Source organism: Methylocystis sp. ATCC 49242, assembly GCF_000188155.2.
In the GTDB taxonomy this organism is placed as follows: domain Bacteria; phylum Pseudomonadota; class Alphaproteobacteria; order Rhizobiales; family Beijerinckiaceae; genus Methylocystis.
This window is the reverse complement of sequence record NZ_KE124774.1, coordinates 2,619,671-2,631,914: the sequence shown is the minus strand read 5'-3', so window position 1 is coordinate 2,631,914 and position 12,244 is coordinate 2,619,671. Positions and strand designations below refer to the sequence as shown.

Annotated in this window: 7 protein-coding genes, 2 tRNA genes and 4 pseudogenes; 10 read left to right on the top strand and 3 right to left on the bottom strand. The window is 55.2% G+C overall.

What is annotated here, in order from left to right:
• The first annotated feature begins 173 nt into the window (after nucleotides 1-173).
• The 4 genes and pseudogenes from MET49242_RS23460 to MET49242_RS26660 all read left to right on the top strand — a co-directional run.
• Nucleotides 174-491: a hypothetical protein gene (locus MET49242_RS23460; RefSeq protein WP_051134230.1), complete on the top strand. Its 318-nt coding sequence runs from the start codon at nucleotides 174-176 to the stop codon at nucleotides 489-491.
• Nucleotides 491-844, top strand: coding sequence for a DUF6516 family protein (locus tag MET49242_RS14845; protein ID WP_036283973.1), 354 nt, complete (start codon nucleotides 491-493; stop codon nucleotides 842-844). Before MET49242_RS23460 ends, MET49242_RS14845 begins: the two co-directional genes overlap by 1 nt.
• Nucleotides 841-1,230 (top strand): helix-turn-helix domain-containing protein, encoded by a 390-nt coding sequence (locus MET49242_RS14840; protein ID WP_036283971.1) that lies wholly within the window; start codon nucleotides 841-843, stop codon nucleotides 1,228-1,230. The genes MET49242_RS14845 and MET49242_RS14840 overlap by 4 nt, the downstream gene beginning before the upstream one ends.
• Nucleotides 1,227-2,267, top strand: a pseudogene (locus tag MET49242_RS26660) (recombinase family protein); the annotation flags it as partial. The gene MET49242_RS14840 and the pseudogene MET49242_RS26660, both read left to right, overlap by 4 nt.
• Nucleotides 2,268-2,843: 576 nt before the next feature.
• Here MET49242_RS26660 and MET49242_RS14830 read toward each other — a convergent pair.
• Nucleotides 2,844-2,933, bottom strand: a tRNA-Ser gene (locus MET49242_RS14830).
• A 339-nt stretch (nucleotides 2,934-3,272) separates the two neighbouring features.
• Between MET49242_RS14830 and MET49242_RS14825 the strand changes: the two genes are divergently transcribed.
• Nucleotides 3,273-3,362, top strand: a tRNA-Ser gene (locus MET49242_RS14825).
• Nucleotides 3,363-3,615: 253 nt separating this feature from the next.
• Here the strand turns inward: MET49242_RS14825 and MET49242_RS14820 are convergent.
• Nucleotides 3,616-3,927 (bottom strand): annotated as a pseudogene (locus MET49242_RS14820) (transposase); the annotation flags it as partial.
• Between the two features lie 501 nt (nucleotides 3,928-4,428).
• On the opposite strand from MET49242_RS14820, the gene MET49242_RS14815 reads away from it, so the two are divergent.
• Nucleotides 4,429-5,314 (top strand): IS630 family transposase gene (locus MET49242_RS14815; protein ID WP_144259645.1). Its coding sequence is split into 2 segments (ribosomal slippage): nucleotides 4,429-4,709 and nucleotides 4,708-5,314, totalling 888 coding nucleotides; the frame shifts between segments, so codons are not numbered across the junction.
• Nucleotides 5,315-5,549: 235 nt separating this feature from the next.
• Here MET49242_RS14815 and MET49242_RS25145 read toward each other — a convergent pair.
• Nucleotides 5,550-7,790, bottom strand: a complete 2,241-nt coding sequence (locus MET49242_RS25145; protein ID WP_144259644.1) for a hypothetical protein — start codon at nucleotides 7,788-7,790, stop codon at nucleotides 5,550-5,552.
• A gap of 195 nt (nucleotides 7,791-7,985) precedes the next feature.
• Here MET49242_RS25145 and MET49242_RS26655 point away from each other — a divergent pair.
• The 4 genes and pseudogenes from MET49242_RS26655 to MET49242_RS24375 all read left to right on the top strand — a co-directional run.
• Nucleotides 7,986-8,132: pseudogene (locus tag MET49242_RS26655) on the top strand (leucine zipper domain-containing protein); the annotation flags it as partial.
• A gap of 179 nt (nucleotides 8,133-8,311) precedes the next feature.
• Nucleotides 8,312-8,528 (top strand): annotated as a pseudogene (locus MET49242_RS26650) (integrase core domain-containing protein); the annotation flags it as partial.
• 405 nt (nucleotides 8,529-8,933) lie between these two features.
• Complete coding sequence (locus tag MET49242_RS23450; RefSeq protein WP_158497309.1) at nucleotides 8,934-10,640, top strand: GSCFA domain-containing protein; 1,707 nt, start codon at nucleotides 8,934-8,936, stop codon at nucleotides 10,638-10,640.
• A gap of 44 nt (nucleotides 10,641-10,684) precedes the next feature.
• Nucleotides 10,685-12,082, top strand: coding sequence for a bifunctional 2-polyprenyl-6-hydroxyphenol methylase/3-demethylubiquinol 3-O-methyltransferase UbiG (locus MET49242_RS24375; protein WP_084679128.1), 1,398 nt, complete (start codon nucleotides 10,685-10,687; stop codon nucleotides 12,080-12,082).
• Nucleotides 12,083-12,244 lie beyond the last annotated feature (162 nt).

Sequence of the window (12,244 nt, the reverse complement as noted above, 5' to 3'; positions counted from 1 at the left end):
GCCTCCTCGTTTCGCAAGTGTCTATCTCGATCAAAACCTGCCCCTGACAGCGGGGTGCCGCCAGCGCATCAACGCAAATGCGGCACGCTACAAGACCGCCGACTGCCCTCCATGGTTCGCATAATTCCGGGGCCTTGAGCGCCCCGGAATCCACCAGAACCAAGGAGGATTCCATGTGCACAGAGCGCCGCCGCGCCCGTAAAGGGCGACCTCGACAGCCGGTCCCCGAGACACTTCCCGACGATCTTTTCGACTACGCCGACGAACCCACGCCGGACGGCTGGAAGCGCCGCAGGTCGCCGCTTCGCATCGTCGATGTGGAGTCGTTGCCCGTCATCGACGACTGGCCCGAGAAGGTGCCGATCACCGAGGAAGAACTGCAAATCTTCGAGCGGTATTTCGGCGACGTGCTCGACCGGCTGTTCGGCCCAATCGACGATCCTGACAATCAGGGCTTGCCACAGTTAACACCAGATGGTAACTGTAAGTGATGAGCGAGGATCGTGACCCGAGCCTCGACACGCTTCTGGACCTCGACGGACAGGTGCTCATTGTCGATCCCGAGGGCGGCCATTGGGTGAAGTTCATCGTCACCCGCGTTCCGGCATCGCCGGAAAAGCCGCACGGCCTCGATTACTCGCTCACGCTTCACGGGCCTTCGGGCGAACGGCTGGTCGGCTTCGATAACGCCCATCCGGTCGGCCGAGGCAGGAGGGGCGAGTCGATGGACCATCGGCACCGCCTCCAGACCGTGAAGCCCTACGCCTACGAGGACGCGGCCACGTTGCTGGCCGACTTCTGGCAGGCGGTGGACGCGGTGTTGAAGGAGCGAGGCGTAACATGACCACATTGAAAGTCGGGATTGCCGACTACGACGAGATGAAGGCCCGCACTATGCGGATCGCGCGCGGCGAGGAAAAGCCCGCGTCTGGCGATCCGAAGGTGTGGTTCACGTCCACGGAATCCTTCGCGCAAATCCTGTCCAGCGGGAACCGCGAGCTGCTGCGCGTCATCGACGAGCAGTCGCCCGGCTCGCTGGAGGAACTGTCGCGGATCACCGGGCGGTCGAAGCCCAGCCTGTCCCGAACCCTCAAGACGATGGCGAACTACGGCCTTGTCCGCATGGACCCCGGCGAGGGCCAGAAGATCGTGCCCAAGGTGCTGCATGACCGCGTGGCGCTGGAGCTGCCGCTGATCGAACGCCGGGCCGCGAAAGGAGGCGCGCTATGAATATGCAAAGTCCCCATGTCGCGCTGCGCGCCGCGCTCTATTTGCGCGTCTCGACGGCGCGGCAGGCCGAGCATGACGTGTCGATCCCCGACCAGCGAAAGCAGGGCGAAACCTACTGCGCCTCGCGCGGCTACCAGCTTGTCGAAACTTTCGTGGAGGCCGGCGCATCTGCGACCAACGACCGCCGCCCCGAGTTCCAGCGGTTGATCGAGGCCGGCACCAGTAAGCCCGCACCGTTTGACGTGGTGGTTGTTCACAGCTTCTCGCGCTTCTTTCGCGATCACTTCGAGCTGGAGTTCAACGTCAGGAAGCTCGCCAAGAACGGCGTCAAGCTGGTCTCCATCACGCAAGAGATGGGCGACGATCCCATGCACGTCATGATGCGGCAGATCATGGCGCTATTCGACGAATACCAGTCCAAGGAGAACGCCAAGCACGTTCTGCGCGCCTTGAAGGAGAACGCTCGGCAAGGCTTCTGGAACGGCTCGCTGCCGCCTATCGGCTACCGAGTCATCGACGCGGAGCAGCGTGGCGCGAAGATGAAGAAGAAGCTGGAAATCGACCCGCTGCACGCCGACACCGTGCGCCTGATCTTCCGCCTTGCAACGGAAGGCGACGGCACATCCGGCCCCATGGGCGTCAAGAACATCGTCAGCCACTTGAACAGGAACCGCATGTTCACCCGCAGCGGCGGGCGTTGGGGCATCGGGCAGCTTCACCGTATCCTGACCCGCCGCACCTATATCGGCGAACATCGGTTCAACAGCCGCTCCAAAAAGGGAGAGCTGAAACCCGAGGAAGAAATTGTAACCGTCGCGGTGCCGCCGCTGATCGACCTTGAGATATTCGAGGCCGTGCAAAATCGCTTGAAGGTCAACAATCCGAAGGTCACGCCGCCGCGCGTCGTCAGTGGCCCGAACCTGCTGACCGGCATTTGCCATTGCGGCAATTGCGGAGGCGCGATGACGCTGCGCACCGGCAAGAACGGCCGTTATCGCTATTATGCCTGCTCAATCCGGGCGCGTCAGGGCGAAACCGGCTGCAAGGGCCGAGCTATCCCCATGGACAAGCTCGACCGTATCGTGGTCAGCCATATCGAGGAAAGGCTACTCGACCCCGAGCGGATCGAAGAAGTGCTCGCCTCGCTTCTGGATCGCCGGCAGGAAAGCGTAGAGCGGCGCGGCAAGCACATCGCCGAATTGAACCAGCGCGCGGCCGAGGCCGACATGCGCCTCAAGCGGCTTTACGACGCTATCGAGTCCGGTTCGCTCGACCCGGCCGAATCCGCCCTTGGCGAGCGGATCGCGGGGCTGACCGCACTACGGGATCAGGCACGCGCCGACGCCGAGAGGACCGAGGCCATGCTGAAAAGCTCTGCCCATCAGGGCCTCACAGGGGCAGCCGTGCGGGAACTGGCGAGCGAAGCCCGCACCCGGCTCCGGCTTGGAAAGGGCGGCTATCGGCGGGAACACGTCCGGGCCTTCGCACAGCGCGTCGAGGTCGCAGACGACGCGATCTACATCAAAGGTAGCAAAAGCACTCTGTTGAGGACGCTGGTAGCCACCAAGGGAGGGAAATCGGCGGGAATCGGCGTTCCCGGTTTTGTTCCGAAGTGGCGGAGAGGGAGGGATTCGAACCCCCGATACAGTTGCCCGTATGCCGCATTTCGAGTGCGGTGCTTTCAACCACTCAGCCACCTCTCCGCGGTGCGCTGAATCGACCCTGGGGCCGTCGGCTTCTGTGTGGCGCGCCGCCAGATAGCACGGGGGGGAGTGAGGGATCAAGCGCGCGTCGACGCATCGGGGTCGACTTCCTTCAATCGGGGGAAAATTGCGCCGTTCGTGTTGGCGGCCCACTATCCGTGCGGTGACGTCTGTCCTAGCCCTAGTGTCAGCTGATTCGCGATTTTCGGAGCCGAAACCGCCATTTCACGCGGCGTCACGGTCGTCTCAGATTTCTCCGACCCACGCTCTCCACAGGCTTTCACGACATTTTCATAGGGGTTTGCGTTCTCCGCCCGGCTGAATATATTGCGCGCCAACGGAGGGGTGGCCGAGTGGTTGAAGGCGCACGCCTGGAAAGTGTGTATGCGGGAAACCGTATCGCGGGTTCGAATCCCGCCCCCTCCGCCAGAAGTACGCGTAAGTCATTGATTTTATTGCCTTTTCATAACGCATAGGTAGTCTGCCTACCAATCCACCCCACATTTTTTATTGGATCGCACCGGCTCTGGCTGGTTCGGATTGGATGAGGTGACCTCAAGGGCCCCGCTTGTCTTTCGGGTGAGGAAGAGTTTGCCGTCCTGATTTTTTATCAGTAGGTCGGGGAGTTCGAATCCCTCAACCGGCACCAATGAAATCAACAAGTGATACCAACCCGCACGGATCAGAACCGATATACCCAATCACGCATGCCGATGGACATAATGCGCCATGGCTGATCGGTGAGTTTCGTCCATGCTGCGCAGCAGTGGCCGACGATGTCGTCGTAGCCGGTGAACACGCGGTTTGAGAGCCAGTTGTCGCGCATGAACTGCCAGATGTTCTCCTGCGGGTTCAGCTCCGGACATTTGGCCGGCAGCTGCAGGATCGTGACGTTGTGTTGAACGTCGAGCTTGTCCGTCATGTGCCATCCGGCCTGATCGAGCGTCAGCACGACGTGACCGCCGGGCGCGACGTGTCTGGCGATTTCGGCAAGGTCCTCCTCACTGCGCCTCCGGCGACGCTCCAGCATCTCACAATGCTGGGTGGAGGGGGCATCCACCCCATCAGTTCACCCGCTTGACGCCAATCGCTTGCAAATCTTTGCACCAAAGACTTGCAATGCCTGCTCGCAACGCATTGCAAGCTTCTCCTGCATTGAAAGCGTCATGGGGAAAGAGCTTCGCTTACCTTTCAGAGTTTTGAGCAGGGACACCGCCCTACAGCCGCTGAATTATTCCGCCCGCTTCTGCACGGCGGGCCGCCTTTGCCAAGGATTGCGAAAACCTCGCTGAAACCCTCGCGACCTTCGTTACGCTGGCCGCCATCCAGTTCGGTGTCAGGCGGCTCGCTAGATGTGGTTTCTCGTCTGACTGAATCGCGAGGGATTCCCGAATCGGCGTCGGTCTGATTCAAACTGTCTGCTGGCGAAGGAGGCCGGCAGGCATGTCGAAGAAGACTCTTTCGCTCGATCTTCGTGGCCGCTGTCTCTGGCGGCATGTCTCGGCGGCAGGCGGCGGAGCGCTTCGGCGTCTCCGCGGCCAGCGCGATCCGATGGTGTCAACGGCAGAACGAGACCGGTAGTCCGGCCTCCTACAAGCGCGGCGGCGACCGCTGGTCGGCTCGGATCGACGCGCATAAGAGCCTGATCCTGTCGCTTGTCGAGGAGACCTGCGACATCACTCTGAAAGAGCTTCAGACGCAACTTGCCGAGCGCGGCCATCGCTTCAGCATCGGCGCACTGTGGCGCTTCTTCGATCGCCACGGCATCACCTGGAAAAAAGACCGCCCATGCGAGCGAGCAGGACCGCCCGGACATCGTGAAGCGCCGGGAGGACTGGTTCGACAGCCAGCTCGACCTCGATCCCTCAAAGCTCGTCTTCATCGACGCGACTTGGGCGAGTACAAACATGGCCCGCAAGAACGGACGCGCCCCGAGAGGCGAGCGGCTGCGCTCTAGCGTTCCGCACGGACATTGGAAAACGACAACCTTCGTCGCCGGTCTGCGCCTCTGTGGCCTGACGGCACCGATGGTTCTCGATGGGCCGATCAACGGCCAATGGTTTCAGGCCTATGTCGACCAGGTTCTCGTCCCGACGCTCTCACCGGGCGACATCGTTGTGATGGACAATCTTGGGAGTCACAAAGGCGCTGGCGTGCGAAAGGCGATCGAGGCCGCCGGCGCGACGCTGCTTTACCTGCCGCCCTACAGCCCAGACTTCAACCCGATCGAAAAGGCCTTCTCCAAGCTCAAAGCCTTGCTGCGAAAAGCCGCCGAGCGCAACGTCGACACCTTGTGGAACAGGATCGGCGCTCTACTCAATGAGTTCACGCCAACCGAATGCGCCAACTTCTTCGCCGCTGCAGGATATGAGCCGCTTTGAGTGGAAACCGCTCTAGGAGCGTGTCGGAGAAATCTTTAATTTTGGAGGCGCGGCGAGAGCGCTTGTGATTCTGCTTGTCCATGAGCAACACATTTCGCTCCTGGAAGATCGAGCAGCCATTACTACTGCCTGTGGGAGCAGGAAAAGGTCCCCCAGCATCAAGCTCGTCGACGACAGCTTTTATTTCGTCGTCAGTAAACTCGGCTTTCGGGCAGAACTTCCCAATAAGCCTACCTTACTCCAAGATTCTTGCGATGGTAGACGAGATAAATGTTTCGTCGAACAGCGATGCCCACGTATGCGTCTTGGGAATGTAAGTATTGTTCCATCGCGACTGAAAATTCTCAACCTTTTCAAGTGCATAAATAATTCCAGCTGACAGTCCTCGTAAGGTCGGTTCAACAGAGATAATATTCGTCGAAATTGCAGTGAAAAACTCTTTCGGTCGATTATCGTAGGTATTTGTTACCACCACGGCTCCGGTCGTAGCCAATTCAAATGGAACGACGCTTGGATGGGGGGCTAGCATCAGACTAATCCCTAGATCGATCGTCGAAGCGAAACGCTTGTATTCGTCCTCGGGCATTTTTTCGATAAACTCCAGATGATGGCCGCCGCCCAACTCTACCGGTTGTAAGGGCGATAGGCATCCCAAACCTACAAATCGCCAGTTCGCTCCGAAGTGCCCGGCCTGGCAAAGTTGCTTCAGCGTAATTTCGATAAATTCATAGAGATTGCGAGCGGCATGCGCCTCGGGGCGAGCATAGACCACACACAGACGTTCCTTCCGTGCCCGCATGGAATCAAGTGACTGCCTCGGAAGACAATTCAAGACATGCTCAAATACAGCAAAGTCTTTTTTCTCAACTGCATTGGCTTTGTGTTTGAATATCCCCAATTTGTGGCTTCGAAAGTACGATGCAAGCGCAGACGAATTGAACACGGGGTACGAGGGCACATCGAAGCCTGAGCTACAGAGCGCATATATTGCGGAATGTTCATGGAAAATTGGTTCATATTCCTGTACGAGTGCAAGGACCCTTGGTTCATCAGTCAATGCGGCCAAAGGGGAAGCGATCATAGCATCGAGGCTCGAATAACACAGGAACCGATCTCTGGGACCCAACGATAGATAACTCCTCTCTCTAAGCCCATAAACATCAACGTCGATAAACAGCTCTTGTAAATGACTGCCTTCCGTTCGCCATAGGAAATATTGCTTATTAGCTGCCAATTCTGCAGTAACAACGATTTCGATTATCAAATTCAACTTTTCGCAATAACGCGTTAGCCCACGCAACAACTCAAACAATGCTCGATAACCTCCAAAGGCTATATCAGGGTTAAAATTGGGCATGAAGACGAAAAGTTTCCGAAGTCCGTCCTCCCGTTTACGCATAGTCACCGGCTTGATTCGTGCCTCAATATCTGCTGCGCGAGCACGCAGCAGGGGTTGTGTAACCCCCGGAAGCGCCCACTCAAGCGCTTCCGAAAGCTTGTGCCGACAGGATCTGCCCTCTTTCTTCCCGGTGGCAAGATAATGCCAAAACCCGCTACGGATTTCCTTACGAGCGATGGCCTCGCGCACATCCTTGTAAAGGTTGACATAAAACTCCTCCGAGAACGAGTCATTTGGCGAGTAGCCGTGTCGTGCTCCAATGTAGAAATAATGCAAAAAAGGCCAGGCACGCCATTTCCTATTTTCAGGAGCATTTAAGTAGCGAGCGATGTAAAATTGCTTATCGAATTCTTTGCGTATAATTCCGAGTGGGCATGCCGGGTCAATATCTGGCCGTGAGAGTAAGCGGTGATATGAATTATAAAAAAAATCAGGGATGCCTGGATCGTCTCCAAAGGAGGGGGAAGGATCTCTACCTTCTGTAACTCCAGAGAGATAGTAATGTTCTAATGGATTTATCAGACTCGCGCGAACATCGGCATATTCGCGTAAATACCAAGCCGAGTCGAAGAGAGGGTTAGGATTATAGCCGCTAAACCCCCCAATTCGTAAATAGTGAAAGTACGGGTCAAGGCCAAGTTCGCGAATCTCGGGGTAGGTACTAAAGTACCACGGCTCGTTAAATAGTGGGTTGACGCTCTTGCGCTGCCTTCTGGGCATCAGATAAGAAAGTACGCCTGCAACCATGCTCGACACTGACTGATCGATCATCACTGTATGGCGCGTCAGTCGCTCGATCTCTTCATCCCGAGTGATAAGTGCGCGCTCCAGTATTTCAATTTGCCTTTGCAATTCGTCTTCGCCGAGAGCCCCTTGGGATCGCGCCGGCTCCAATCCGATCACGTTGCATTCTTCCCGTGCGTCGAACGGATCGACACGCGCAGCCGACTCGTCTGCTTCGAACGCGACCATAGGCATTAGGGGGTTTGATCCAATCGCGCATTCCTTTGGCTGGCCGTCGGAGATGTTTTCACAAGCTGCTGGATCCAATTTATTGACGCTTAATCGATTATGCATCTCAAGATTTCTCTATCTGCCTGTCGCCGCGATGCCTTATGACATTTACAATGTTATACGGATAATGTCACCTGTGGTCGAACTCAACTGATACGCCAGACCCTATCGGTTAGAGGTGAGCTTTCTATAGGTTGTCCTTCCGGCCCAGACCAAGCAAAGCCGCGCTGCAAAGCTTGATTTTTCGCGGAGGTCGGGATGTATATCTTCAAGCATGCCCGTTTGACGCCGCTTGGTAGAGCGGAATTGGCGTACCGTTTGCTGGACGGCGACCAATCGATTTCGCAAGTCACCAACGCCTTTCACGTTTACGCCAACAACGCCCGCAAATGGACCGAGCGGCTCAAGCAGGCCTGCGCGGAAGGGCTGTCCGATCGTTCGTCGCGCCTGCAACGGCTACGGAAACCCACGCCGCACGCCGGGATCGATGAGATCGTGGCGCTGCACTGTCAGCGCTTCACCGGAAAAGCATATCGCCAAGGTCTCAGTCGTCAGCGCGGCAACACCAAGCCGCGTTCTCAAACACGCCCAGGACCAACGGCAACGCCGAGCGTTTCATTCAAACTGCCTCACACGAATGCGCTTATGCGACCCGCCTATGCGTCATTCGATCGCCGCGTCGATGAGCTTCCCGTCTGGATGCACAGTTACAACCGGCATCGCACGCATGGCGGAATAAAATATCAAACGCCAATCAGCCCCCCTCGGTCTTTCCGAGGACAACCTGCTGAGGCTTCATAGCCAGAGCGCGCTCGTGATTTTCTGATTCGGTAGGAGGATTCCCCGTCGATTCGATCAATCAGTTCGGCTCAAGATTTACAGCGACATAAATTGTGTTACCATCCGCAGCGGTCAGCGTGTTTTTAGCAATTGCACTTGAGCGGCCGGATAAATCTCCGTGATTGAAACGCGGTGTAACTGGGCACGAGTGCTGTTTCTGGAGCGAACGCTGAAAGGCTTCATGGGTTATCTGTAGTGTCGCTGGCCCGCCTACTACATTTTGGGTTGCGCGGGAAAAGATGGTCGCAATCGGGTGCAATGATGGATTTGGACGTTAGACAGGCGATATCGAACGCGTCGGACAAAGGCCGTGCTTTGTGGCCATCTAGAAATGGGCCGAATCGTTTGGAGCCCCAATGCTGGCCAGTGTTGCAGCCCAAATTTAAGTTTGATCCTGGTTCTCGTGTATTCACAATCGGTAGCTGTTTCGCGCGCAGCATTGAGCGAGCGTTGTGCGATCTAGGATTCCAGATCCCAGTCTTTGATTTCTACGGCCAGCATCCGGACCTATTTGTCGGCAACGGCATAAACATGCTCAATCGCTACACGCCACCTTCGATTTTTCAAGAGCTCGAATGGACCCGCAAGATTATGGACCGAGATGACACCGTGCATCTCGATGACATCGAACCGCTGCTTTTAGATGCCGGAAGCGGCCTTGTCTATGATCTATCCAGATTGACACCGAAAGAGTATGGGATCACACTTGAGCAAGCATTGGCGGAACGACGTTTGATCTATAGCCTTTATCAGAGTGCTTTTGATTGCGATGCGGTGGTTATTACGCTTGGCCATATCGAGTGCTGGAAAGATACAGAGACAGGCATGTACGTAGACCTTAGTAGAGGCGTTCTTCGAAACCCCGAAAGATTTCAATTTCGACGGATCGATTATAATGAAGCACTGCAGTGTATTACAGATGCGATTGAAATTATAAACAGGGATAATCCGACGAACATTCTTTTGACAACATCGCCCGTTCCGCTGGCGCGAACATTTACAAGTGACGACGTAATAGTTGCTAATACCTATTCCAAGAGTGTCCTGAGGGCGGTCGCGGGTTCTGTTTCAGAATCAAATCCGAACGTAGACTATTTCCCATCGTTCGAGAGCATCATGCTCACTAAAGAACGTAAGGTGTGGATGGACGATCTAATACACGTCGATCCTAGCTTTGTCGGTTCTATAATGGTGCGAGTAACCGAGTCTTACGTTCCTGACGCAGCGCGAGATTTTTCGTTAATAGAAAAGATGTATCGCCTAATAACGCTGGCGAACGCGGGGGATTGGGAAAACGCTTGTTCCGTCTTCGAAAAATTGCCGATTGATAATTTGCCAGATCAACCCCTTGAGTTTTTTGTCTGTGCGGCTGAATTGGCTGCCCGGCGACAGGACGTCGATTTGGTCAGGGCCATGAATGCCCGTGCTGTAAATGTCGATACAGATTTAAATTTGCGACTCTCTAAAGGACTCCGAGCTGTCGGATTGGAGGACTTGGCGTCGCGCCGTCAGGAAGAGGCACTGAAACTAGGTACGCGATCGACGGACAGTCTGTCGAGTTGGATACATGTACTCGATGTTTCGGGTCGAGTGGACGATTTAGATTGGCTCCTTCACAAAGCCGAGGAGGTTATGCCGGTAGACGTATCCACAGCATGGATGCTCGCGAGCGTCCACGAAAAGCTGGGACGGAGCAAAGATCAAGAGCGTCTCCTACGAACGGTGCTCAGAGAGGATCCGCTGCATGAAGATGCTAGGCTGAAGTTGGCCCATCTCCTTATTGAAGGCGAATGCCGTGCGGAAGGGATGCAATTGCTTCGATCGCTCGCTACCGATGGATCCACTAGCGAATATTTGCACCCATTGGTTAGCGAGCTTTTGACTCTAGGCAGGATCCGAGATGCAAGGTCGCTCGTCGAGCGTCTTGTGGCGGCTAACCCAGAGCACGGCGGGTTGTTGCAACTCGCTTCGACTTGCCAGATGGCAGCTGCGTGCAATTCGGGCGATAGAAATCCCGATCCTGTCGACAGAGGGATTGAACAGGATGTTCCAGTTGCATCCGGGTCACAATAAAGCCGGCACCCAATCCCTTCGAAAATAAACTTAGAGCATAAAAAATGATGAAAGATCCTTCTGTCTCTGTGGAGCGTTTTGATAGCACTGGCGCATCCGGCTTTGTTCCGCGGAATGACGGCGACACGACCGTCATTCTTCGTCTTGTTGACGACAAGAGGATTTTGAGCGTAGCAAGAGCTGAACTGTTTAGGCCAGATGTTGTGGCTAGTGGAAAGTCATCACATCCATACTGTGGTTTTGTTCTTCCTGTTCCCGTAAGCGAGGTGGTACCAGCTTTCGGTAAAATTAATGTCGTGACGGAAGACGGGACCATTATCGCGAGCGGTGCGGAAAGGCAGAAACTGGCTATCAATAGTCAATCAATTCCGGCGGGCGAGATCCTAGATCTATGCTCGGATATATTTTGCGGCGTGGATGGATTCGAGTTCCAACAAGGAATCCTTGCTATTTCGGGCATCGTTCTACCGCCGAATGGGCGGTATCAGGATTTGGAGTGCATAGGGCAAAATGGCGTCGCTTTTAAATGGCATTGGCCAGTTTACACGCCGAGCGCGGAAGAATTCTATTGGTATTACCCAGGTTCTCCCTACATAGGGTTCCGCATCGACATTAACCTCGCCCAAAGCGCGGATCCTTCGTCATTTTTCGAGTTTTATTTTCGCGTCAAAGGCGAAGAAGAGGCGCGGACTAAATTGCGAAATATTTCCCTGCCGAAGGATTTGCGCTCATTTCAGAATTTTCCTAGTGATTTCAGCGTGAAACGAGTGCAACAATTGAGTTCGACCATCGGTGCAATGATCACTGGTTTCACTGACTATCGACGAGTGATTAATCTGGCATCTCGCTATCTTCATCTGGGATCAGCTACCCGAGTTCTGGATTGGGGGTGCGGTTTTGGGCGCGTTGTTCGACATTTCCATAAAGATTTCCCCGACAGTCGAGTCTTCGGAGCTGAGATTGATGATCTAAATTTGAATTGGATGCGCGAACACTTGCCTTCTATCACGCCTATTAGGACGGACCTTGACGCGAAAATTGACTTGCCGGATCAAAGTGTCGATCTCATTTATGGCATCTCAGTAATGACTCACATTCGCGAGTCTCAGCAGGAAGCATGGCTTCGAGAGCTTGCGCGCATTCTCTCTCCGGATGGTGTCTTGATCCTCACGACTTGCGGCAGTGGTGCACTTGCCTTCGGTAGTCGCTGGATATCGCGAAAGCACCTCAATACCTGGCGTGACCGAGGGTTCGTTGAACATGAGCAGGCTTCTGAGTATGACCGCGACATAGGTGGCGACGGGTATTATATTCAGGCGAATCAGAGTTCTGAAAATACTCGACGGCGCTGGGGGCGAATTATTGATATTGTCGACATCATACCTTGTGTTTTCGGTTACCAAGACGCCGTGATTATGCGTCACCGTAAGGCCACGAAGTAGATTTCAAAGTGGGGATGTCCCGGGTCTGGAACGATTTGTATAAAGCAAGGTCGCAGCCTTGAACGAGGTCGGCGCGCTTCGTGCGGTCCTTCTACTCGCCGGGACTTCTTCGGGCGAACAGAGGCGGGATAAATATCAACGAGTTCCGCTACCCAGCATGTC